This window comes from Clostridia bacterium (assembly GCA_019683875.1).
Classification (GTDB): domain Bacteria; phylum Bacillota; class Sulfobacillia; order RBS10-35; family Bu92; genus Bu92.
Genome location: JADGHN010000017.1, coordinates 1 through 23,002, shown reverse-complemented (window position 1 = coordinate 23,002; position 23,002 = coordinate 1). Strand labels below are relative to the sequence as shown.

The 23,002-nt window shown below is 71.0% G+C and carries 23 protein-coding genes, 1 pseudogene and 1 riboswitch; of the genes and pseudogenes, 15 read left to right on the top strand and 9 right to left on the bottom strand.

Going from position 1 to position 23,002, the window contains the following annotated elements:
- Both IRZ18_02640 and IRZ18_02635 read right to left on the bottom strand, forming a co-directional pair.
- Nucleotides 1-1,079, bottom strand: a 1,079-nt coding sequence (locus IRZ18_02640) for an efflux RND transporter permease subunit (GenBank protein MBX5476003.1), incomplete at its 3' end; no start/stop codon positions are given.
- A gap of 81 nt (nucleotides 1,080-1,160) precedes the next feature.
- The gene (locus tag IRZ18_02635; protein MBX5476002.1) at nucleotides 1,161-1,622 is read right to left on the bottom strand and encodes an acyl-CoA thioesterase; all 462 of its coding nucleotides are present in this window, start codon (nucleotides 1,620-1,622) and stop codon (nucleotides 1,161-1,163) included.
- A 120-nt stretch (nucleotides 1,623-1,742) separates the two neighbouring features.
- On the opposite strand from IRZ18_02635, the gene IRZ18_02630 reads away from it, so the two are divergent.
- The 11 genes and pseudogenes from IRZ18_02630 (at nucleotide 1,743) to IRZ18_02580 (ending at nucleotide 12,166) form a co-directional block, all read left to right on the top strand.
- Nucleotides 1,743-2,513: a GntR family transcriptional regulator gene (locus tag IRZ18_02630; protein MBX5476001.1), complete on the top strand. Its 771-nt coding sequence runs from the start codon at nucleotides 1,743-1,745 to the stop codon at nucleotides 2,511-2,513.
- A gap of 70 nt (nucleotides 2,514-2,583) precedes the next feature.
- A pseudogene (locus IRZ18_02625) lies at nucleotides 2,584-4,171 on the top strand (PTS system mannose/fructose/sorbose family transporter subunit IID).
- Nucleotides 4,172-4,256: 85 nt separating this feature from the next.
- A complete protein-coding gene (locus IRZ18_02620) occupies nucleotides 4,257-4,664 on the top strand; it encodes a PTS sugar transporter subunit IIA (GenBank protein MBX5476000.1) in 408 nt (135 codons plus the stop codon).
- Between the two features lie 48 nt (nucleotides 4,665-4,712).
- Nucleotides 4,713-5,204 (top strand): PTS sugar transporter subunit IIB, encoded by a 492-nt coding sequence (locus IRZ18_02615; GenBank protein ID MBX5475999.1) that lies wholly within the window; start codon nucleotides 4,713-4,715, stop codon nucleotides 5,202-5,204.
- Complete coding sequence (locus tag IRZ18_02610) at nucleotides 5,204-6,520, top strand: hypothetical protein (protein MBX5475998.1); 1,317 nt, start codon at nucleotides 5,204-5,206, stop codon at nucleotides 6,518-6,520. Before IRZ18_02615 ends, IRZ18_02610 begins: the two co-directional genes overlap by 1 nt.
- Nucleotides 6,521-6,538: 18 nt before the next feature.
- Entirely contained in the window at nucleotides 6,539-7,303 is a 765-nt protein-coding gene (locus tag IRZ18_02605) for an SIS domain-containing protein (GenBank protein ID MBX5475997.1), read from the top strand.
- Complete coding sequence (gene nagA / locus IRZ18_02600; protein MBX5475996.1) at nucleotides 7,300-8,553, top strand: N-acetylglucosamine-6-phosphate deacetylase; 1,254 nt, start codon at nucleotides 7,300-7,302, stop codon at nucleotides 8,551-8,553. The genes IRZ18_02605 and nagA overlap by 4 nt, the downstream gene beginning before the upstream one ends.
- A complete protein-coding gene (locus IRZ18_02595; GenBank protein MBX5475995.1) occupies nucleotides 8,540-9,337 on the top strand; it encodes an SIS domain-containing protein in 798 nt (265 codons plus the stop codon). Before nagA ends, IRZ18_02595 begins: the two co-directional genes overlap by 14 nt.
- Before the next feature lie 15 nt (nucleotides 9,338-9,352).
- Nucleotides 9,353-11,098, top strand: coding sequence for a phosphoenolpyruvate--protein phosphotransferase (ptsP, locus tag IRZ18_02590; protein ID MBX5475994.1), 1,746 nt, complete (start codon nucleotides 9,353-9,355; stop codon nucleotides 11,096-11,098).
- Nucleotides 11,082-11,354 (top strand): HPr family phosphocarrier protein, encoded by a 273-nt coding sequence (locus tag IRZ18_02585; protein ID MBX5475993.1) that lies wholly within the window; start codon nucleotides 11,082-11,084, stop codon nucleotides 11,352-11,354. The genes ptsP and IRZ18_02585 overlap by 17 nt, the downstream gene beginning before the upstream one ends.
- Nucleotides 11,355-11,371: 17 nt before the next feature.
- Nucleotides 11,372-12,166, top strand: a complete 795-nt coding sequence (locus IRZ18_02580; protein ID MBX5475992.1) for a glucosamine-6-phosphate deaminase — start codon at nucleotides 11,372-11,374, stop codon at nucleotides 12,164-12,166.
- Nucleotides 12,167-12,236: 70 nt separating this feature from the next.
- Here the strand turns inward: IRZ18_02580 and IRZ18_02575 are convergent, their stop codons facing one another.
- From IRZ18_02575 to IRZ18_02550, 6 genes are all read right to left on the bottom strand, one after another.
- On the bottom strand, nucleotides 12,237-13,586 hold the full coding sequence (locus IRZ18_02575) for an EAL domain-containing protein (GenBank protein MBX5475991.1): 1,350 nt from the start codon (nucleotides 13,584-13,586) through the stop codon (nucleotides 12,237-12,239).
- The gene (locus IRZ18_02570) at nucleotides 13,583-13,885 is read right to left on the bottom strand and encodes an STAS domain-containing protein (GenBank protein ID MBX5475990.1); all 303 of its coding nucleotides are present in this window, start codon (nucleotides 13,883-13,885) and stop codon (nucleotides 13,583-13,585) included. The genes IRZ18_02575 and IRZ18_02570 overlap by 4 nt, the downstream gene beginning before the upstream one ends.
- A 3-nt stretch (nucleotides 13,886-13,888) precedes the next feature.
- Nucleotides 13,889-15,610, bottom strand: a complete 1,722-nt coding sequence (locus IRZ18_02565) for a DUF342 domain-containing protein (GenBank protein ID MBX5475989.1) — start codon at nucleotides 15,608-15,610, stop codon at nucleotides 13,889-13,891.
- Nucleotides 15,611-15,758: 148 nt separating this feature from the next.
- Nucleotides 15,759-16,082, bottom strand: coding sequence for a hypothetical protein (locus IRZ18_02560; protein MBX5475988.1), 324 nt, complete (start codon nucleotides 16,080-16,082; stop codon nucleotides 15,759-15,761).
- A 524-nt stretch (nucleotides 16,083-16,606) separates the two neighbouring features.
- Nucleotides 16,607-16,798, bottom strand: coding sequence for a hypothetical protein (locus IRZ18_02555; GenBank protein MBX5475987.1), 192 nt, complete (start codon nucleotides 16,796-16,798; stop codon nucleotides 16,607-16,609).
- Nucleotides 16,795-18,087 carry a hypothetical protein gene (locus IRZ18_02550; GenBank protein ID MBX5475986.1) on the bottom strand — a complete coding sequence of 431 codons (1,293 nt, stop codon included), beginning with the start codon at nucleotides 18,085-18,087 and terminating at the stop codon, nucleotides 16,795-16,797. The genes IRZ18_02555 and IRZ18_02550 overlap by 4 nt, the downstream gene beginning before the upstream one ends.
- 175 nt (nucleotides 18,088-18,262) lie before the next feature.
- Nucleotides 18,263-18,352: riboswitch (cyclic di-GMP riboswitch) on the bottom strand.
- 78 nt (nucleotides 18,353-18,430) lie between these two features.
- Here IRZ18_02550 and IRZ18_02545 point away from each other — a divergent pair.
- A complete protein-coding gene (locus IRZ18_02545; GenBank protein ID MBX5475985.1) occupies nucleotides 18,431-19,162 on the top strand; it encodes a serine/threonine-protein phosphatase in 732 nt (243 codons plus the stop codon).
- 6 nt (nucleotides 19,163-19,168) lie between these two features.
- On the top strand, nucleotides 19,169-19,444 hold the full coding sequence (locus IRZ18_02540; protein MBX5475984.1) for an acylphosphatase: 276 nt from the start codon (nucleotides 19,169-19,171) through the stop codon (nucleotides 19,442-19,444).
- Nucleotides 19,445-19,477: 33 nt separating this feature from the next.
- Here IRZ18_02540 and IRZ18_02535 read toward each other — a convergent pair whose 3' ends face one another.
- Nucleotides 19,478-20,476 (bottom strand): D-glycerate dehydrogenase, encoded by a 999-nt coding sequence (locus tag IRZ18_02535; GenBank protein ID MBX5475983.1) that lies wholly within the window; start codon nucleotides 20,474-20,476, stop codon nucleotides 19,478-19,480.
- Nucleotides 20,477-20,991: 515 nt separating this feature from the next.
- Here IRZ18_02535 and IRZ18_02530 point away from each other — a divergent pair.
- Nucleotides 20,992-22,170 (top strand): alpha-galactosidase, encoded by a 1,179-nt coding sequence (locus IRZ18_02530; protein ID MBX5475982.1) that lies wholly within the window; start codon nucleotides 20,992-20,994, stop codon nucleotides 22,168-22,170.
- Nucleotides 22,171-22,173: 3 nt separating this feature from the next.
- A partial coding sequence (locus IRZ18_02525; protein MBX5475981.1) for an ABC transporter ATP-binding protein occupies nucleotides 22,174-23,002 on the top strand: 829 nt, incomplete at its 3' end.

Here is a 23,002-nt window from a genome sequence, read left to right as displayed (position 1 = left end):
CCGCCCCCGGGCGCGCCCGCGCCCTGCATGCGCGCCTGCAGCGCCTTCAGCTCCGCGTCCAGCTGCGTCAGCGTCCGCTCCTCCTGCGCGATGCGCTGCTGAAGCTCCTGGCGCTGGGCGGGGTCCGTGGTGGCCGCCAGCCGGCTCTGGTCCTGCATCAGCTGCAGGGCCAGGTCCTGCTTCGCGTTGAGAAGCTGCACCTGGGTCTCGACCACGCCCACGCCCTGCCCGAGGTTGGCCAGGCCCTGGCCGAAGCGGCCCATCGTGCGGCCCATCTCTCGGATGCCCTGGATCAGGGGGTCGAGCGACTGGCGCAGCACCTCGCCCTGCTGCGGCACCACCGGAATGCGGAGGTCGGCGAGGTCGTCGAGGCTGTGCAGGCCGCCGTCCACGCGCACGTTGAGCTTCGTTCCGTCGCGCTCCGTGGTGCCCGCCGGCATCGCGAGGTTGTTCGCCTGCAGCATCTGGACGACGGTTTCCGCCGTCAGGCCGTGCTCCGCAAGCTTGTCCTCGTCCAGGCGGACGTCCACCGACTGGTCGAGGTCGGCCAGCGCCTCGACGTTGCCGACGCCGGGCACGGCGCGGACCTGCGGGATCAGCGTGTCGCGCACCCAGGCTTGGAACTCGTCCATGGACTCGCCGGACTTCGGCTGAAGGCCGAGCTCCAGCACCGGCGTGTCGCTGAAGTTGAAGTGGGAAACCTGGGGCTTCTGCGCGTTCTCCGGCAGCTGGACCTTGTCGACGGCCTCCTTGACCGCCGCCTCGTCCGCGGCCACGTCGCTGTTCACGTCAAACTCCAGTTCGACGATGGAGAGGTTCGCGACCGAGGTGCTGTACACGTTCTTCACGCCGCGAACCTGCCGCAGCGCGGATTCGAGCGGAGTCGTAACGCTCGTGTCGACATCCTCCGGAGTGGATCCGGGATAGACGGTCATGACGGCCACGAAGGGGATGTCGACGGCCGGCATCTCCTCCTGGTTCATCCGCGTCGCCGTGAACGAGCCAAATCCCAGGAGAAAAACGAACGCAAGAATGACAGCGAGCGTGTTCCGCAGGCAAAAGTCGACGATCCGGCGCAACCGGCGGACCCCCTTCGGCGGTGCACTGACGATACTTTAGCGGCCGTGCAAGGGCGGCGCAACGGATCGCAAGACGCGCGATCACGTCGCCGGAATGGATTCTTCCAGCTTCTGCCTCACCGGGTCCGGCATGACGGCTGCGCGCCCGTCGGCGTCGATCCACACCTGCGCCGTCTCGGCCTCGGCCACGGTTCTGGCCGGGTCGGCCGCGGTGTACAGCCGGTACGCGAGCTTGAAGCTGCGGCGCCGCACTTCCGTGGTCCACGTCTCGATGCGCAGGTCGTCGCCGAAGTAGAGCGGTGCGCGGTAGCGGCAGCGCGCCTCGGCGACGACCATCACGCCGGCGTACGGCCGCCGCCCCTCGGGCGGCGGCAGGACCAGGAGCCGCCGGAGGTGGTCGATGCGCGCCTGCTCCAGGTACTCGAAATACACGGCGTTGTTGACGTGGCCCATGGCGTCGACGTCCGTCGAGCGGATCTGGACACGGGTGACGGTGACGGCCGCGCCGGGCGGCGGAATGTGAACCGGTTCCGACGAAGACACGGGGACGACCTCCTGGCGGAAGGGTACCACGACGGGACAAGGCAGGAATCGCCGGGCGCGCCGCGAATCGTGGATCCAGTGGACTAGACATCTAGCCCTTGTCCCCTCTGGGGGTGCGTCATGTCCGGGACGACGCTCCGCCTTCCGCCGTTGAACCCGAAGCTCCCCCTCCCCATCTACGTGCAGATCGTCGACCACATCCGCGAGGCCATCGAATCCCGGACGCTCAAGCCGGGCGACGCGCTCCCCTCCGAGCGCGAGCTGGCCCAGCACTACGGCGTCAGCCGCATGACGGTGCGCCAGGCGTTGGACCAGCTCGCGGACGAGGGGTTGCTCGAGCGGCGCCGGGGGGCCGGGACGTTCGTGGCGGAGGCGCGGAAGATCGAGCACGGGCTGGAACTGACGAGCTTCACCGAGGACATGGCGCGCCGCGGCTTCACCGCGTCGTCCCAGATCCTCGAGTTCGGCCAGGTGCCGGCGCCGGGCGACATCGCCCGGCGGCTGGACGAGGCGCCGTCCTTCCCCGTGTGGCGCGTGCGGCGCCTGCGGCTCGCGGACGGGGAGCCGATGGCTGTCGAGACGACGCACCTGTCCACGCGGCTCGTGCCGGCGCTGCCGCCGGAGGCGCTCTCCGGGTCCCTGTACCAGTTCCTGCAGGAGCGGTACGGCCTGCACCCGTTCGAGGCCGAGCAATCGTACGAAGCCTCGCTCGCGCGCGCCGGCGATGCCGATCTCCTGGGCATCCGCGTGGGCGCGCCCGTGCTCTTCGTGTCGCGGACCACCATGGACGTGCGGCTGAGGCCGTTCGAGTACGTCCGCTCCGTCTACCGTGCCGACCGCTACCGGCTGACGATCCACCTGACGCGCCGGCCCCGGCCCTGGGGGAGGTGAGAGGCTCGCACCCGGCGGCCCGCATCCGCACCGTCTCTGTCGGGCACTTCATTAAGAGGAGGGAAACGCGATGGAAACGTACGGTGTGGGGATGGCGCTCATCCTCGCGCTCGTCGCGTACATCGGCATCGTGACCACGCTGGGTCCCGGCCTGTGGTGGGGCGAGGCGCTCGTCGCCGGCTGGGTCACCGGACTCATCGTCGGCAATCCGACCCTGGGCCTGGCGGTCGGGGCGACGTTGACGCTGACGTCGCTGGGCATGTGGACGTACGGCGGGTCCACCATCCCCGACTTCATGACGGGCGCCATCCTGGGCACCGCCTTCGGCGCGCTCTCAGGGAGCGTCGAGGCGGGCCTCGCGGTGGCCGTGCCGGCCTCGCTGCTCATGACGCAGCTGGACGTGCTCGGCCGCGCCGTCACGACGGTCTTCATCCACGGAGCCGACAAGTACGTGGAACGGGGCGATGTCCGGGGCGTCACGCTCATGCACCTGCTCGGCCAGTTGCCGTGGGGCCTCACGCGCGCCATCCCCGTCTTCCTGGCCGTGTGGCTGGGCTCCGGGCCGGTGCAGTCCTTCATCCACTGGATGCCGGAGTGGTTCTCCAACGGCATCAGCGTGACGGGCAAGATCCTGCCCGCGCTCGGCTTCGCGCTCCTGATCAGCCAGCTTCCCGTGCGGAAGTACTGGCCGTTCCTGGTGCTCGGCTACGTGCTGTTCGCCTATCTGAAGGTGCCGACGCTCGGCATCGCGCTGGTCGGCGCGGCGCTGGCCAGCCTGTACCTCTCGCTCAAGGGTGGTGAAGAGCATGTCGAGCCTGAAGCCTGAGGCGGCGGCGCAGGCGGAGGAGAGCCGCGTGACGCCCGCGGACCTGCGGCGCGCCATGTGGCGCCACTTCATCACGCTGCAGTGGTCGTGGAACTACGAGCGGATGCAGGCGCTCGGCTGGCTGTGGTCGATGCTGCCGATCCTCCAGAAGGTCTACCCGGAGCGCGAGCGGCTGATCGAGGCGATGAAGCGCCACATCTCCTTCTACAACACGAACCCGCAGATCGGGTCTCCGCCCATCTTCGGCGCCGCCGTGGCTCTTGAGGAGAAGGGCGCGGGCGAGGCGGCGGACAGCGTGAAGGTCGGCCTCATGGGACCGCTCGCGGGCATCGGCGACACCATCCAGGCCATCCTCTACCGGCCGATCGTCGCCGTGTTCGCGGCGACCCTCGCGCTCAACGGCAGCGCCGTCGGCCCGTTCCTCATGATCCTCTCGGGCCTCCTGTTCACGGCTCTCATGTTCCCGCTCTTCTGGGCAGGCTACCGGCAGGGCACGGGCATCGTCGCCGAGGTGGCGGGCGGGCGGCTGCAGCGGCTGACGGAGGGCGCGACGATCCTTGGACTCACGGTGATCGGCGGCTTCGTGCCGAGCATCATGTCCGGGGTGACGACGCCCCTGAAGCTCGTGCAGCACGCGACCGTGCAGGGCAAGGCCGTCGAGAAGACGGTGGAGCTGCAGCAGATCCTCGACCAGCTCCTGCCCTACATGTTGCCCGTGGCCATCACGGCGCTCGCCTACTGGATGCTGCGCGGGTTGAAGCTGAGCCCCGTCATGGTGCTCCTGATCCTCACCGTTCTGGCCTTCGTGGCCAGCGCGCTCGGGATCCTGTGAGCCGGCGGGGGGCGGCGCGCGTGCCGCCGCGGGCGGGCGCCGCCGCCCCCTCGCGGGGCCTGACGAACCGGGGAGGCATGCGGATTTGGTCGGCATTTTGCTGTGCGGCCACGGCGACTTGCCGGTCGGCCTGAAGGGCGCGGCCGAGATGATCTTCGGCGCGCAGGAGGGGCTCGAGGCGGCCTCGCTCCGTCCGGACACGAACCTCGACGAGTACCGCGCCGCGCTGGAGGATGCGTGCGAGCGCCTCGACCGCGGCGACGGGGTGCTGGTGCTGGCCGACCTGTTCGGCGGCAGCCCCGCCAACACGTCGGCGTACCTGTTGAGCCGGCCGCGCGTGGCCGTCGTGACGGGCGCGAGCCTGCCGGCGCTGCTCGAGGTGCTCTCGGCGCGGGCGCACGCGGGGCTCGAGGAGCTGGTGCGCATCGCCCTCAAAGCCGGGCGGGAGGGCCTGCGCGACCTGCGCGCGGCGCTCCAGGCGGAGGGCGGCTGAGCGCCGGCGGACAAAGGGGCGCCATCGAGCGCAAAGGGGGGAACTGTCATGCCGGTCGTCCATCTGCGCATCGACAACCGCCTGATCCACGGCCAGGTGACGGTCGCATGGGTGCACGCCGTGGGGGCGGACCACATGATCGTCGCGAACGACAAGGTGGCCCAGGATCCGATTCAGAAGATGCTGCTCCCCCAGGCGGCGCGCGGCGTGAAGACGTCCGTGCTGAGCATCGACGAGACCGTCGCGTACGTGAACTCGCCCAAGGCGGAAAAAGAGAAGATCATGGTCATCGCCAAGCTGGCCTCGGACGCCGCGGAGCTGATCGACAAGGGCCTCCGGCCCCAGGAGGTCAACGTGGGCAACCAGGCGCCGATTCCCGGCACCCAGTACAAGATGGTGCTGCGGTCGGTCGCCGTCACGCCCGAGGACGCGGCGCTGTACCGGAAGATCGCGGAGGCCGGGTACCGGATCACGGCGCGCATGATGCCGCAGGACCCGGCGAGGGACTTCATCAAGCAGATCGAAGAGGCCGGGCTCTGATGGGCGCGGTCCGCCTCCGGCGCGTGGGCCTGGCCGCGGGCGACATCACCCCGCGGCTCCCCTGCCCCATGGGCGGCTACGGCGCAAGGACGGCGCCGGCCCAGGCCGTGCACGATCCGCTCACGGTCCAGGCCCTCTTCCTCGATGGCGTGCTCTGGCTGTGCTTCGATCTTCTGCTTCTCCGGTCGGATGACGTCGCGCGGATTCGCCGCGCGGCGGCCGATGCCAGCGGGGTTGCGCCCGGGGACATCGTCGTCAGCTGCACGCACACGCACGCCGGCCCGGCGACCGTCGCCCTCCCCCCGCAGGAGCAGGCCGCCGAGGAGTACCTTCAGAGCCTGCCCGGCCGGGCGGCGCCCGTCGCGCGGCGGGCGGTCGCCCAGGCGCGGCCCGCGATCGTCGTGGCCGGTTCGTTCCGCTCAAGCGTCGGCGCCAACCGGCGCGACCCGGCGAAGCCGGCGGACACGACGAACGTCTTCTGGGCGTTCTTCGACGACCCGACCGAGGGGGACGGGGCCGGCGCGCGCTGGCCGACCGGGCCGCTGCGCGGCGTGCTCCTGCAGACGGCCTGCCACCCGACGGTGCTGCCGCCCGAGAACCTCGCCGTGAGCGCCGACTTCATCGGCGGGCTGCGCGCGGCGTGGTCGCGCGCTCGGCCGGACGCGTGGCTCGGCGTGGTCAACGGGGCGGCCGGGGACATCAGCACGCGCTTCACGCGCCGGGCGCAGGACTTCGATGAAGCCTGGCGGCTCGGGCAGATCCTGCATGAGGAGCTCGAGCGCGCGCTGGCGCAGGCGCCCGCGGAGGCGCCGGCGGCCGGGCACGTGCGCATGCTGCGGGACCGCGTCGCCCTGCCCCGCAAGGATCTGCCGTCCCCGGAGGCGGCCCGGGCGCGACTGGCGGAAGCCGAGGCGCGCTGGCGCGAGGCGCGTCGCCGGCTGGAGGCGGGCGAGATCCCACCAGGCGAGGAGCGGCTGTACCGCACGGCGTTCGAGGGCGCGCAGAGCGAGTGGGCCCTCCTCCAGTCCGGACGGTGGCTCGAGGACGAGGCGGAGGTCGTCGTCCTGGACCTGGGGGCTTTCGGAGCCGTCGTGCTGCCGGGCGAGCCGTTCAGCTCGCTGGGCCAGGCCGTCCGCGGGCGCTCGCCGTGGGCGGAGACCATGGTCGCCGGCTACTCCAACGGACACGCCGGCTACCTGCCCGACCGGACCGCCTACGAAGAAGGCGGATACGAGGCCCTGGCGGCGCACGTCGCTCCTGAAGCGGGCGAGCGGCTGGTCGAGGCGGCGGCGCGACTCCTGTCGCGGCGTCCTTGAAGGAGGTCTGCGAACCCGATGTTGGTCGCGGAGACGTTCCACCGACGGGTATCGGACATGCTGGCCGAGGTCTTCTCCAGCCAGCGGGACAAGATCGAGCAGGCGGCGTCCTGGTGCGCGGACTGCCTGCGCAAGGGCGGGTGGATCCACACGTTCGGCACGGGCCACTCGCACCTCCTTGCGGAGGAGGTCTTCCACCGCGCCGGCGGGCTCGTGCCGCTGAACGCCATCCTGGAACCATCCCTGATGCTTCATGAAGGCGGGGAGAAGAGCAGCCTCATGGAGCGGCTGCCCGGTCTGGCCGAGGTGATCCTCGCCACCCAGCCGGTGCGCGCCGGCGACGTGCTCTTCGTCTTCTCCAACTCAGGCCGGAACGCCGTCCCGATCGAGATGGCCCAGGGCGCCCGCGCCCGTGGGTTGAAGGTGGTCGGCGTCACGTCGCTCGCGCACACGGAGAGCGTGGCCTCGCGGCACCCGAGCGGCCTGAAGCTGAAGGACGTGGTCGACCTCGCCATCGACAACGGCGGCGTGCCGGGCGACGCGGCGCTGGAGCTGCCCGGCTCGGCGGCGCGCGTCGGCGCCACCTCGACGATCGTCGGCGCATTCATCATCCAGGCGATCATGGCCGAGACGGCCGCACGCCTCGCCGCCGCCGGGGAGGAGCCGCCGGTCATCATGAGCGGGAACCTCGACGCCGCGGAGGAGCACAACGCGCGCGTGCGCGCGCGATATGCCGAGCGCCTCGCGTCGCGCGCGGCGCACGGGGGAGGCGCGGCGCGATGAGCGACGGCCGCTGGACGCTCTTCGCCGGCACGGTCCACACGCTCGCCGGCGGCGACCTGCACGACGCGGTCATCGTGGTGGAGGGCGGCCGCATCGCGGACATCCGCGCCGGCGGAAGCACGGGCGGGGTCCACGCCGGGACGCCCGGCGGGACCGGGGCGGACCGGTCGTACCCGAACGCGCGCGTCATTCCGGGTCTCATCGACATCCACATCCACGGCGGCGGCGGCTGGGACCTCCTCACCGGCGGGATGGCGGCCGTCCGCGGTCTCGGCCGCTTCCTCGCGAGCCGCGGCACCACGGCCTACCGGCCGACGCTCGGCACGACGGCCCTCGACGTCATGCTCGAGGCGGCGCGCATCATCGGCGAGGCGATGCGCCGCTGGGACGCGGAGCCCGACAACCGCGCCGAATGGGGCGCGCAGATGCTCGGCATCCACCTCGAGGGGCCCTTCCTGAACCCCGTCCGCAAGGGCGCCATGCCGGCGGAGGAGATGCAGGCGCCGAGCGTCGAGCTCTTCGAGCGCTTCGTCGCCGCCAGCGGCGGCCGCGTGGCCCACATGACGATCGCGCCGGAGTTGCCGGGCGCGCTTGAGCTGATCCGCCACGCCGCAGGGAAAGGGATCACGGTCGCCGGCGGCCACACCGACGCGACGTACGAGCAGTTCGAGGCCGGCGTGGACGCCGGCATCCGCCTGGGCACGCATGCGTACAACGCGATGCGCGGGCTGCACCACCGCGAGCCGGGCGCCCTCGGCGCCGTCCTCGCCGACGACCGCGTCCACGCCGAGCTGATCGCCGACGGGATGCACGTCCACCCCGCGGCGATGCGACTGCTGCTGCGCGCGAAGGGCGTCGACCGGGTCTGCCTGATTTCGGACGCCGTGGCCACCGCCGGCCTGCCGCCCGGGGAGTACAAGTCGATCGCGCGCCGCGTGATCGTCGACGAGCAGGGCTTCTGCCGCCTGCCGGACGGGACGCTGGCCGGCAGCACGCTCAACCTCATGCAGGGCGTGCGCAACGCCGTGGAGCGGCTCGGCTGCAGCCTGAACGAGGCCCTGGCCATGGCGTCGCGCAACCCGGCGCGGCTCATCGGCTGGGGCGACCGCAAGGGCACGCTGGAAGCGGGCAAGGACGCCGACTTCGTCGTGGTCGACGACGAACTCCGCCCGCTCCTGACCGTCGTCGGCGGTGTCGTGGTGTACGATGCCGCGCAACCGAAGGAGGATCTGCTAAATGGCGACATCTGAACGACGCGGCGGCGAGGGCGCCGCCCCGAACCTGTCGGCGCGCCGCTTCTTCGAGGAAGCGCGCCGCGTGTTGAAGCGCCTAGAGGAGACGCAACTGGACGCGATCGAGGAGGCGGGCCGGGCGCTCGCCCGCGCGATCATGGACGGCGGCGTGATCCAGGTCTTCGGCAGCGGCCACTCCGCGGCGTTCGCCATGGAGATGGCGAACCGCGCCGGCGGTCTCGTCCCCGTGAACCCGCTGCGCCTCGAGGACGCGATCCCGCCGGACCAGCTGGATACGCTCCGCGACCCGTCCCTGGAGCGCGACCCGGCCATGGCCGCGAAGATCCTGGCGGCGCACCGCATCGAGCCGGCCGACGCGTTCATCATCGTCAGCAACTCCGGCCGCAACGGGGCGGTCGTGGAGCTCGCGGCCGAGGTGAAGCGGCGCGGCCACCTGCTCGTCGTCGTCACGTCCCTCGACCACACGCGCCGCGTGACCTCGCGCCACCCGAGCGGGAAGAAGCTACATGAGTTCGGCGACATCGTCATCGACAACTGCGGCCCCTACGGCGACGCGCTCCTTGAGGTGGAGGGCCTCAAGGCGCGCGTCTGCTCGATCTCCTCGATCACCGGAGGCTTCATCGCGCAGGGGTTGACGGCGGCCATCGCGGCGGAGATGCTGCGTCACGGGCAGGAGCCGCCGGTGCTGCTCAGCGCCAACGTGGACGGCGGGGACGAGCACAACGCGCGCCTGTTCGAGCGGTACCAGGGCCGCATCGTCTACGCCGTGCCGAAACGGTAAGGAGACGTGTGGAACGTGCACGTGCGAAAGGGCGTCGCGGTCAGCGACGGGGTGGCCATCGGGCCGGCGTTCGTCTTTCGGGCGCAGGAGGCGCCGGGCGCCGGGCCGGACCGCGGCGCGGCGACCGGAACGGCGGCGCGTGAGGCGTTCGCCGAGGCCGTCGAGTCGGTGCGGGCTCGACTGCGGGCGTTGCGGGAGCGCGCCGCGCGCGAGGCCGGCGAGGCGGAGGCGGCGATCTTCGACGCTCACCTTCTGATGCTGGACGACCCGATGCTCCAGGAGGAGGTGGGGCGGCGGCTCGAGAGCGGGCAGCCCCTCGGCCAGGCGGTGGACGAGGCCATCGAGGAGCTCGCCGGCATGCTCGCCGCGCTCGACGACCCGTACATGCGCCAGCGCGCCGCGGATGTCCGCGACCTCGGCGGCCAGCTCCGGCGCGCGATCCGCGGGGTGGCGGCCGCCGCGCCGTTCGAGGGCCTTGTGCGGCCGTCCATCGTGGTCGCGGAGGACCTCACGCCATCCGACACCGTCTCGCTGCCGCGGGCGCAGGTTCTGGCCATCGTGACGGAAGCCGGCGGCCCGACCTCGCACACGGCGATCCTCGCGCGCGCCATGGGCGTCCCCGCGATCGTGGGCGCCGGCCCCGGGCTCCTCGACCTGGCGGAAGGCCGCCGGATGGGTGTCGACGCGCGCGAGGGCGTCGTCTACGTCGACCCGGACGAGGCCACGCTGGAGCGGCTCTCGCAGGCGATGCGCGACGAGGCCGGCGCCGCGGCCCGGCGGGCGGCCCTGCGGGCGCTGCCCGCCGAGACGGTCGACGGCTTCCGCGTGGAACTGGCCGCCAACCTCGGCCACCCGTCGGAAGCCGGCGCGGCCGTCGCGCAGGGCGCCGAGGGCGTGGGGCTCTTTCGCACGGAGTTCCTCTTCCTCGACCGCGCCGAGCCGCCCACGGAAGACGAGCAGGTTCGCGCGTACCGCGAGGTGCTTGAGCGCATGGGCGCCCGGCCCGTCATCTTCCGCACCCTGGACGTCGGCGGCGACAAGCCCCTGCCCTTCCTGCCCGTCGAAGGCGAGGCGAACCCGTTCCTCGGCTACCGCGCCATCCGACTGCTCCTCGACCGGCCGGAGATCTTCCAGGCGCAGTTGCGCGCGCTCATGCGGGCCGGGCTCGGTCGCTTCACCGAACGCGGCGAGCCCCAGGCGCGCATCATGTTCCCGATGGTGGCCACGCTCGATGACCTGCGCGCCTGCCGCCGCGCGTTCGAGGACGCGTGGCGCGCCGTGGCCCCGGGCGGCGACCCCGCCGCCGAGCGCTCGCGGCCGCTCTTCGGCATCATGGTCGAGATCCCCGCGGCCGCGCTGATGATGGACGTCCTCGCGCGCGAGGTCGACTTCGTCAGCATCGGCACGAACGACTTGACGCAGTATACCCTCGCGGTCGACCGCACGAACCCTCGCGTGGCCTCGCGCGCGGACGCGCTGGATCCGGCGCTCCTCCGGCTCATGCACCGCGCGATCGCCGCCTGCCGCGAGGCCGGCACGTGGGTCGGCGTCTGCGGCGAGGCCGGCGGCGACCCGGCCGCCATCCCGTTCTTCGTCGCCGCAGGGGTGAACGAGCTCAGCATGTCGCCCGGCCGGCTGCCGGCCGCCAAGGAGCGGGTGCGCAGCCTGGACCGGCGCGACCTCGCCCGCCGGCTGGAGGACGCGCTGAACGCCGGCACGGCGGAAGAAGTGAGGAGGATCTTCGATGTCGGAAGCCCGTAGGACGGTGACCGTGACCCACGAAAGCGGGCTGCACGCGCGCCCCGCGGCGCTGTTCGTCCAGACGGCCGCGCGGTTCAAGGCGGACATCAAGGTCGCGAAGGGCGACCGCAGCGCGAACGCCAAGAGCATCATGAGCGTGCTGGCGCTGGGCGTCACCAAGGGGACGACGATCGACATCCTCGCCACCGGCGACGACGCGGAGGAGGCCGTCGACGCGCTGACGCGGCTGGTCGAAAGCGGCTTCGGCGAATCCTGAACGAGGAGTGGGCGCCGGTGCCCCTTCGCCTTGTGGTGGCCGAGGACTACGACGACATGAGCGCCCGCGCCGCCTCCCTCGTCAAGGAGGCGCTTGCGCGGCGAGCCGTGGACGGGGCGCCCGCGCGCCCGGCACGGCTCACCGTGCCCACAGGCGACACGCCGCTCGGCCTCTATGAGCGCCTCGCCGCCGACCCGGCGGCCGCCGCCGCGCTCCGCGCCGCGGACATCTACCAGCTCGACGAGTACCTTGGCGCCGGTCCCGGCGACGACGTCTCCTTCGCGGGCTGGCTCCGGCGTGCGCTCCTGCGCCCCGCCGGCATCCCGGACGGGCGTTTCCACCGCCTGCCAGCGGACCACCTGGAACCGCAGCTGGCCCTCGCGCATTTCGAGGCGGAGCTGGCCGCCGCCGGCGGCCTGGACCTCGCCGTGCTGGGGCTGGGCGTCAACGGCCACCTCGGCTTCAACGAGCCCGGCTCCCCGTTCGACGCGCCGGCGCGCATCGTCCGGCTGCGCCCGGAGACGGTGAGGGTCAACCGGCACTACTGGAAGGACGCCGGCGAGGACACGCCCCACTACGGCGTGACGCTCGGGCTGCGGACGCTCTTCGCCGCTCGACGCGTGATCCTCTTGGCCTCCGGCGAGCACAAGGCCGCCGCCCTGGCGCGGGCGCTCGAGGGGCCGGTCACGCCCGACGTCCCCGCGTCCGGGCTGCGCCGGGCGCGCGGCGAGGTCATCGTCGTCGCCGACCGCGCCGCCGCTTCCCGCCTGGCGGACGTCCCCGCGCCCAGCCCGGGGTCGCGGGTGCCGTGACGACGACCGCGTGTGGCCGCTGTCTTTATGCCGCAACCCAGAAGGTCATCGCCCGACAGCGAGAACGCCGTCAGATGTCTCCTGCGCCGTTCGGTGCCTCCATCGCTTCCGCAATGAACGTGGTCGATGTCGTCGACGACAGCGGCGCGAGATTTCCGAGCCGCTGTTCGACCTCGCGGGCGGGCAACCCCGGAGCGTAGAGAAAGCCCTGCAGCTCGTCGCATCCCAGGCGCTTCAGAAACTCCGCCTGCGCCTTCGTCTCCACGCCTTCCGCGACCACCCTCAGCCCGAGCCACTTGGCCGTCTCGATCAGCAGCTGTGCGAGCCGGGCGCCCTGCCTGTCGTGAGGTAGGCCCTGGATCATGGACCGGTCGATCTTGACCACGTCCACGGGCAGTTCCCGCAGCGACTTGAACGAACTGTAGCCGGCGCCGAAGTCGTCCAGGGCCAGTCGCACGCCGAGTTCCTTCAGTCTCCGCAGCACGTGCCGCGGCGCGTCTCCGTCCGGGAGCTCGTCCCGCTCCGTGATCTCCAGCTCTAGGCCGCCGGGCGGGATCCCGCTCTCTCGAAGCGCCGCCTCGACCACCGCAGGCAGATCCAGCCGTTCCAGCTGGTGGGCCGACAGGTTGACGGAGACGCGCAGCGACGTCAACCCCCGTCGATGCCACGCCTGCAGTTGCCGGCAGGCTTCGCGGATCACCCACTCGCCGATGCCGATCATCAACCCCGTTTCCTCTGCCAGGGGAATGAACCGGTCCGGCGGCACGGTGCCGAGCCCCGGCCGCTCCCAGCGGAGCAATGCCTCAAACGCGGCGACGGTTCCGGTACGCGCGCTCATCCGAGGCTGGTAGTGCAGGACGAACTCCCGCCGCCCCAACGCCTCCCGCAACGCCTGGTCGAGCTCGAACTCCCGCCGAACCTCGTCGGCCATGTCCGGGGAATATACGCCCAGACCCCCGCCCTCATCGCGGCTGGCGCGATGCAGCGCGATCGAGGCGGCCCGCACCAGCCCCGCGGCGTGCGTGGCGTCGCGCGGGTACACGCTCAGGCCCACGCTGGCCGTCAGCCGGATGAGGCGGCGGCCCAGCGCGAAGGGTTCGTGAATGCGCGCCTGGATCGTCTCCGCCAAACGCCGTGCCTCGACCTCGTCGGCGACCGGCGCCAGCACCAGGAACCCGCGCGCGAAACCCCGGGCGACGAAGCCGGCTGTGGGAAGGTTCTGCTGGATCCGATGACCGACCTTGCGCATGAGCCGGTCGCCGAGATAGGGTCCCAGGGGCTCGTACACCGGCGCGGAGCGGTCCACGTCGACGGCCATGACGGCGACGAGCTTGCCGCGGCCCGCGGTTGACACCACCTGCTCCAGGTAGGCGTGGAAGGACCGGTTGTCCGGCAACTGCGGCAGGGCCCCGACAGTCATGAGGAGCCCCCCTGGAGCTCGGGAAAGACCTCGTCCAGGCCCAGGATCAGGAAGAGTCGCCGGACGCGCTCGTTGACCTCGCCGAGCATGAACCGGTCACCGAGTTCTTCGGCCGCGTCCAGCATCGCGCCGACCGCCGTGGAATCCATGAACGTCACGTCCCTGAGGTCCAGCCGAACGGGCGCCGCCTCGCGAGCGACCCCCAGAATGGCTTCGCGGAACCGGTGCGCGGTCGACGCGTCGATCTCGCCCTGAACGGCAAGCGTCCGGTTCGCGTCGTCCCACCGCGTGCTGAACACGATTCATCCCCCCACCTTGAGGTGCGACGCCCAGGACGTGATCTCAGCGTCCACGTCGGCTTGATCGAACGTGAGGCGCCCGTCGCGCACGGAGATGCGGCAGTCTCGCCTCGCTTGCTCGACCCGTGTGCGGTGTCCGGCGATGGCGAGCGTGACGCCCGCGTGCAGCAGGCCAGCGGTGATGGTTCCGTCCGCCACCGCGACCTCTGTCTTCATTTCCAATGGAGATCCGAGTTCGCGTGCCGTGACGGATACGGCCGACCACGTCCGGCCCCCGCGGAGACACCCTGGCGACACGACCGGACCGATGGCGATCAGATCGCTCTCCTCGGCGCCTCTCTGAATCCAGATCCCACCCTCCGAGACGAGCCGCGATCGGATGGCCGCATGCACGCGGAGCCACGCCGTCCCCGGCGTACGCCCTTCGAGGTCGGCCAGGCGCCGCTGCAGCCGCCACAGCAAGTCCTCGACCGCGGCGGGCTCGACACGCTCTCCCGCAGGCTCCAGAATCACGCGCCGCAACGCCTCCAGGAGGTCGGCCCACTCGCCGCCGATCCCGGACACGCGCTCCCGCGCCTGGCGCCAGGTCTCCGGAAACCAGGCGAGCCTGCGGCGCAACAGGACGTCGATCAACGGGCGCAGCCCGGACCGCCGCCACTCTTCCGCGCCGACCATCCCCATCCTGGCAATCTCCTGGTACGCCTCGAGAATGGCTTGCAGGGCCGCGGCCAACCGGGAAAACTCGTGGTAGGCGGCGAGCGCCGTCACGTCCGCGCCCGCCAGCACGACGCTCAGGGAGACCACCCGCCGCGCCTCGACGCCCCGCTGACCCGACAGCACGGCATGCGACGCGCCTTCGGCCAGCGAGAGGGTTCCAGCCGCCCGCAGGCGGCTGCGCGCGACGAGACCGCGAACGATCATGTCGCCCGCGTCTTCCGCCAGGTCCTCGCCCTCGACGTCGCCCGGTACGATCCTCAACGGGATGACGTCGCAGTGGATCTCGCCGTCGGCTTCGTGCACGACCAGGCGCCCGTCCACCTGCGCGTAGAGCACCCCTTCCGAAAGGCGCACGCCGTCGCCTGTCACCACGACCGCCGTCGAGGTCCGTCGGGGCGTGAGCGCTTCGCCGGTCACGGCCCGGCCTGGCTGACCCGGTCGGCCCGGTGAAACGCGCCCCAGCCGCCAGCCGACCTGAACCAGAGGCCCGATTTCCTCGGACTCCGGCTCAACTTCAAGAACCAGCCGGGACGGGGACGGTTCGATCGGGGCGTCCCCTCGGGCGACGGTCACGGTGAGGGGTTCCGTGGCGCGGGCCGCCTGAGCCACGGCTTCCGGATCGACGCCGTACACCACGCCGGCGCCGGCCAGCGCGCGCCGGATCTCGTCCTCGGTCGGCCGCAGCGGGATCCGCTCCTCACGCACCTCCAGCTCCAGGCGATCGACCGGATCGCAATCGGCGAGGCGCCGCAGGATCCGCACGCCCGGCGTGACCGTCAGGTCGGCCGTCAGACGGTCGTCGCTCACGGAGACTTGGTACCGGCAGGGATGCACCTCTTCTTCGGCGTCGATGATGACATCGATCCGGTCGCCCTCCCGGACCGCGGCCGAGCGGCAGTCCTCCCCGTTGACCCGCAATCGCACCCCGTCCGGAGCGAGCACGGCCGCGTAGTTGCCCCGCCCGCGGGGCCCGCGCACGACCACGCGACCGGCGACCACGCCCGCCAACGCATCCTGGTCGCCAACGGGTGCGGAAGAGGCCGTCGAAACCCCGCGCTCCCCTGACCGCGGAACCTGCGAGAGCGCACGCTCCTGGGCACGCCGGCCCAATCGGCGGCCGATGACGGCGAGCGCCCTCAACAGAGAACGGACCACATCAGGAGTCGACACGGCTCGACGTCTCCTTCACGCAGTTCGGGGACGGAAACGTCACGATGGTCACCGCCGGCGGACCCGCCTGCGACCATAGCTCGAACGCGGCGTCGAGCACGACCCAATAGCCGCGATGCATGCGCGAATCCTGGCGGGTCGGGCGCGGATGAAGGTACCTGGCAAGGATCTGCGGCAAGTCCAGCGACGAGCGTTCATCGCGAAGCTCAAACGCAGGCCGGCCGCCGATCTCTCCCCAGGCGACGCGGATGCCGGCGGTGCCATAGGTCAACGAGTTGTTCAGCAACTCGGCCAGCGCGACTTCGGCCAAGGGGCTTAGGCTCGACCCGACGGCTGAACGGCGAGTCGCCCGGCGGATCCGCGAGACGTCGGCCACGCTTTGGACAAGCCAAGCGCCCGCCTCTCGGAAGCCGCTCGCCGCTCGAGCGTCCGAAACGACGGCCCACCTCGCGTCCAGCAGCCGCCTGAGCGCGCGGCCGTACGCAGGGCCCACCCGGAGGCCGCCCGGTCCGCTGAGCACCGTGAAAGCGAGGTCGGGCGCCAGCGAACGGCCCCAGGCTCGAACGTTTCCGGGCAGGTCCTGCCGCCACGGCGAGGTGCCGCGGTTCGCCGACAACAACTCTTGAACTTCCGAGAAGACCGGGCACTCCAATCCTGCGCTCTGGTACGAAAGGGTGACGTGCCCCGCGCACCGGATGGCTACCGTCAGCACGTTCAATGCCCCAAACCCCGTGTGATCGCGTGGCATCCCCATGTCCCGCTCCTCGATCGACCGGGCTGAAGGATCGGCGGGAAGCCAGGACGGGACCCGTCCCGGCCTCCGCGCCATGGCGATCAGTGACGCCCTCCGGGGGTGATGACATCGTCATGCGTGACCTTGGATAGCTGTCCGGTCACGGCACGATCGGTGATCCCCTGGACGCTGCCATGGTTGCTCATCGCCACGTCGCCCACGTGGTTCGCGAGGGCGAAGGACGGCACCAGGAGGGTGAGCACGAACACGATGATGGCGGCGAGCCGTCTCATGCGTTCACCTCCTCTCCCGCTTGAGCGGGGACGATGTCCTCGGAGAAGTGCAGATGGACAAAGCGGTCGACGAGATCCGCGTCCAGATCCCGGTTCCGCGCACGAATGAGCGTGTTCAGGGCTTCTTCGTAACCGGCTCGGGCGAGCATCGTCTCGTAGATGTCAAACATCCGAGCCAGCGAACGCATCAGGCTTGCCGCGGCCGGCGCCGTCGACCCTGGGTCCGCGCCCGCCCTTCCGGCGGCCAGAACCCTTGCCAGCTCCCGGGCCGCGGGGCCGCATGGCAACGCCAGGTCGCGCGCATCAAGGCGCGCGAAGTAGGCCGCGTAGGACAGGTCCCGAATGTCTTCGGCGGACAGAGCAATCAGGCGATTGCTGACGTGTTCGCAGTAATAGGCCAAGTCAAAACCCCGGCGTTGCGCTGCCAGGTCGCGTTCCACCAGCCGGGCGGTCGATCGAAGCGCGGGGATGTCCACCCAGTCTGCGGAACCTGTCAGGGTTGGCGCGTTCAAGTTCAGGAAGTACTGTGCGTCCGTGCCGCAGCCGAGGGCGCCGAGCCATTGCCGCGTGTATCTCCGCAACTCGTCGTCCCATTTTTCTGGAGTCGGGTCGCCGTATGCCGCCACGACGGCCGCCAGTCGGCCCACCTCAGGTGGGTCCAGCGAACCGGGATGGGCGACCAGACCCGCCAAACTTTGCGCTGCGTAATCCAAGGCTGACTCCGTCTCGCCGCACATGGTCAATCCGGCGGCGACGTCCGACCCCGTCTTGATGACGTACCTTGGCGGGAAGACATCCTGTGCGCGTGCATAGACCTTGAGCAGCCGTTCGGTGCCGCGCTCGGCGAGGCCGCCGAGCAGTTCCGACATGCCCTGCAGCTCCTCGGCGACGAGCTGGTCGAAGAGGAGACCGGACCAAGCGTCCTGGGCCACGCCGAAATGGTGTGCCGCGGATTCGAAATCCTCCGATTCATAGGCGAGCACGGCGAGAACATACGCGGCCTCGCCGCCCGCCTCGTCAGGCCGCCCCAGCGCCTCGTAAACCTCCATGAAGATGGCCGCGGACCGGCGAAACGCTTGCGGATCCGCCACCCGGTACGAGCTGACGAACAGGTTCCAAGCGCTCCACAACGTCGAGATGGACGGAGCACGGTGCCGCGCGAGACGAAGGGCATGCTCCGCCACGCGTTTCGCCCTGCGGTTTCGGTCGAGCGCCATGTATCCGGTGGCCAGGGCGTTGTAGGCACGATGCTCCGTCGGCCAATCGCCCTCCCTTTGCGCCAGCTTCACGGTCCGGCGCCACTCCGAGACGGCCGCTCCGTAAAGACGCTGCCGTTCCAACCTGCATCCCGTTTCGTACGACCGCTGCGCCGCACCCATGAGGAGGTCCCCGTTCCGCTCGGATCGAAAGCAAACGAAAAGCGCTCGCGAGCAGGCGAGCGCAAAGCACCAACACAGATTCACCGCTGGCGGCCAGGCTGCCATAGCAGCAGGAGCTGCCGTAGGCCCTATGGCTTTGCGTCGCCGGCTTTCGCCGACTTTGCCCTTTTCAGACGTGCAGGTATACGGTTGTCAAACCACCAATAGACCGTTGTGTCGAATTTTGTCAAGGCAGGTAAACGCGACAAGAAGAATGCCGGACTATACCATCGCCGTCCACCGCATGCCCCTGGGAGCCGTCGCGGTGCTGCAGGCAGGCGTCGACGGCCGACCTTGCATGGGTGACCTCGTCCTGCAGCGGCACCTGCCCGGCTGCTGGCAATGTCTCGTCGTGGACTTCATGGGCCATGGAGACGTCGCCGACCGGATCCGGCGCGATGTCGAAGGCGACGCGCGCGCGGCGCTGGAGCTGGATTCTCCATCCGGGGCGCTGCAAGCGCTCAACCGCGCCACGTTCGACCGGCTCCGGGGCGTCCGGTCCTACGCCACGGCCATCTGCGCTCGCCTTGTGTGGGAACCCCGGCCGGTGCTGGCATTCGCCAGCGCCGGACACGTGCCGCCGGTCGCCCTGTGGACGGGCGGCGTCGTGCGTACAATTCCTGCGAGGGGTCTGATGCTGGGCGTCCATCGGGAGTACGTCTACGTGGATCACCGCGTGGAGCTGGCGGACTGGCGCGCCCTGATCCTCTACACGGACGGGCTCCTCGACCTCGCATCCGACGAGCCGGCGCCCGGCGGAATGGAGGAACTCGTGGACGCCGTCCGCCAAGCCGGCACCGACGGGCCGATCGGCGCGGAGGCGATGGCCGCCGGCATCTTCCGCGCCATGCGCGCACACCGTGACCGCGGACCGCGGGACGACGTGTCATTGCTCGTCGTTTCGGCGATGGATGTCACCGCGGAAGACAAGGGCAAGCGCGCATAAGGAGGTATCGCCGTGACCATCGCGAGGCAATTTTTGATTTCAGGCCTGGTGCAGGGGGTTGGGTTCCGCGCCGCCGCGCGGCGGCAGGCGCGAGCGCTCGGCGTGCGCGGCTGGGTACGCAACCTGCCGGATGGGCGCGTGGAGGCCTGGGCCGAGGGCCCTGAGGAAGCCGTGAAGGCGTTCGAGCAATGGTGCGCGCACGGGCCGGCCGCCGCGCGCGTCGAGCGGGTCGAGGCGACCCAAGCCGAGCCCCAGGGGCACCGGTCGTTCGACATCCGCTAGCCGCGGCCCGCCGGGGTCGCTCGAACGGCGCGTTCACGAGCCGGAGCGGCCGAGCGCCTCCGGATTCGCGAGATTCAGCGGCCTCCGGCCCGAGAGCCCGGCGACGAGGTTCGCCGCCGCGAGCGTCGCCATGCGCAGGCGCGTCGCCACCGTGGCCGAGCCGATGTGCGGCAGGCAGACGCAGTTCGGCAGGCGGAAAAGCGGGTGGTCCGGGCCGATCGGCTCCCGCTCGAAGACGTCGAGCCCGGCCGCCCAGATCAGGCCCTCCCGCAGCGCCCTCTCCAGGTCCGCCTCGCGGACGACGGCGCCGCGCGCCACGTTCACGAACACGGCCGTGCGCTTCATGCGGCGGAACTGCTCGTAGCCGAAGAGGCCGCGCGTCTCTTCGGTGAGCGGCACGAGGCAGACGACGAAGTCCGCCTCCTCGAGAAGCTCGTCAAACCCGCGGTACTCCGCGCCCGTCTCCCGCTCCAGCGCCTCGTTGCGGCGACGGTTGTGGTACAGCACGCGCATGCCGAACCCCCGCGCGCGCCGCGCCACCGCGCCCCCGATGCGGCCGGCGCCCACGATCCCCAGCGTGCGGCCGTACACGTCCTGCCCGGTCATGAACATCAGCGACCACGTGTTCCACCCGCCGGCCTCGATGGTCTTGTGCGCCTCCACCACGCGCCGCGCCGCCGCCAGCAGCAGCGCCCATGCGAGGTCGGCCACCGTCTCCGTCAGGACGTTCGGCGTGTGGGTCACCATCACCCCGCGCCGCGTGCACGCCGCCAGGTCGACGTTGTCCAGCCCGGCGGCCGTGTTCGCCACGACGCGCAACCGCGGCGCCGCGCGCAGGAGCTCCTCGTCCACGCGGTCCGTCAGCAGGCACAGAAGCCCGTCGCAATCGCGCACTTCCTGAAGGAGCACGTCCCGCGGCACCGGCCGCCCCTCCTCCGGCCACACGCGGAACGACAGGCCCGCCTCCCGCAGGATCTCCAGCGCCGGCTCCGGCAGGCGGCGGGTGACGTACACGTTGGCTGCCGTCGTCATCACGACACTCCCTTCCACGCCATCGCCCTCTTGGAGCGGACGACATATAATGCAAGTGAAAGGCCCACCCTTACGGGTGAGCCTCCGGCGAGCGTCCTGTTGCGGCAGGACGGTGCAGCGCTGGGGCTTTTGTGGGGACTCTAGGCTCTCTTCAACGGAGAGCCTATTGTCTTATGAGGCGCTCGATGAGGCGCCACACCAGCCGCTTGACCCCGGCTGCCGGCACTGGCACCACCAGGACGACCACCCAGGCGTCGCCACCGTGCATGGGCCTCACCCCCTTTGCCGGGGATTGCCCCAGCGGCCGCCGCTGCACCGGCGGCAAGGGGGGGCGAGCGCCTCCCCGTCAGCTCAGGCCCGCCAAATCTTGAATTGTCAGGCTCTGGATGCGGAACGACCGCGTCCAGGCAGTTCGATTTTACCAGAGGTGCCCCCCAAAGCGAACATACGTTCCCCACCGCCCGTTTGCAACCTGTTGACAAACGCGTCCTACATACCCTGGTGGAGGTGTGCCCATGGCCCGGATCGTGCAAAGGGGCGCCATTTTCGCCTTTGTCCTCTTCCTTGCCTTCCTTCCGCTCGCCGTCGCGTCCGCGGCCGCCGGCGTCCGGCTGTGGACGCCGTATCCCGGGGTGGACGTCGAAGCGGGCCACACGACGACCTTCACCCTGCACGTCACGAACGGCTCCGGCTCCGGCCAGACGGTGCGGCTCGCCGTCGACCGCGTGCCCGGCGGCTGGTCGGCCGTGCTGAAGGCCACCGGCGACCTCGGCCTCGCCGTCCACGAGGTGTACGTCGGTCCCGGCCAGACTCAGGACGTGGAACTGCAGGTCCGCTCGCCGGACGACGCCAAGCCCGGGGAGTACACCGTCACCGTGACGGCCGCGACCCCGAGCGGCGTGACGATCGACACGCTCAACCTCTCCCTGCGCATCGCCGCCGGCGGCGGCCAGGGGCCGGCCCTCAGCGCCGACTACCCGGCGCTTCAGGGCGCGCCGGACGCCACGTTCGAATTCTCGGTCACACTCGAGAACCGCTCGCTCTCCGACCAGACGTTCCGCCTCGCCGCCCAGGCGCCCGACGGCTGGCAGGTCACCTTCCACCCGTCCTATGACTCGAAGCAGATCAACACGATCAAGGTCGACGCCGGCAGCAGCCAGACCCTGACCGTCGACGTGAAACCGGCCCACGACGTCAAGGCCGGCACGTACACGATCCCCGTGACGGCGTCCGCTGGCGCCGGCCAGACGGCGACGGTGCAGCTGGGCGTGACGATCACCGGCTCCTACGACCTTGAGGTGACGACGCCGGACGGCCGCCTGAACGCGACCGCCACGGCCGGACGGCCCTCGCACATGACGCTCGTCGTCAAGAACACCGGTACGGCCGACGCCCAAGGCGTGTCCCTCACCGCCGACGCACCTCCCGGCTGGAAGGTCACGTTCGAACCGTCGCAACTCGACGTGCCCGCCCAGGGCCAGCAGCAGGTGACGGCCACGATCACCCCGGACGCGAAGGCCATCGCCGGCGACTATGACGTCACCGTCACGGCCTCGGCGAGCCAGGCGTCCGCCTCGCAGGACATCCGCATCACGGTGGAGACCTCGACGCTCTGGGGCATCGTCGGGGTGCTCGTGGTCCTCGGGGTGGTGGGCGGACTCCTCTACACGTTCAAGGTGTACGGGAGGCGGTAGGCCGTGGCCGAGCCGGTCATCGCCACCCAGGGCCTGACGAAACGCTACGGCGACACGCTCGCCGTCGACCGCCTCACGCTCACCGTGCACCAGGGTGAGGTGTTCGGCCTTCTCGGCCCCAACGGCGCGGGGAAGACGACGACCATCCTCATGCTGCTCGGCCTGACGGAGCCCACGTCCGGCACCGTCCGCGTGCTTGGCCGCGATCCGACGCGCGAGCCGCTCGCCGTGAAGCGGCTCGTCGGGTACATGCCCGACGCCGTGGGCTTCTACGAGGACCTGACGGCGGAGGAGAACCTGCTCTACACGGCGGAGCTGAACGGCGTGCCCCGCGCGGAGGCGCTGCGCCGCATCGAGGCGCGGCTTGCCGAAGTGGACCTCGCCCACGTGCGCCACGCCAAGGTGGGCACGTTCTCGCGCGGCATGCGGCAGCGGCTGGGCATCGCCGACGCGCTCATCAAGGACCCGCGCGTGCTCATCCTCGACGAGCCGACGACCGCGATCGACCCCGAGGGCGTGCGCGACATGCTCCGCCTCATCCGCAGCCTGGCGCGCGAGCGTGGCCTGACGGTCCTCGTCTCGTCGCACCTCCTGCACCAGGTGCAGGAGATCTGCGACCGCGTCGGGATCTTCGTGAAGGGGCGGCTGGTGGCGGAAGGGCCGATCGAGGCCCTGGCGGAGCAACTCTTCAAGGACGAGCCCGTGCGCGTCGAGGTGCGGCTGGCGGCGGGCGGCGACGGTGAAGCCAGCGGGTCGGCGCCGGACGCCGCCGGCAGCCCCGCCCCCGCCCCGCGCGCCGTGCTGGCGCGCCTGCCCTTCGTCCGGCGCGTCA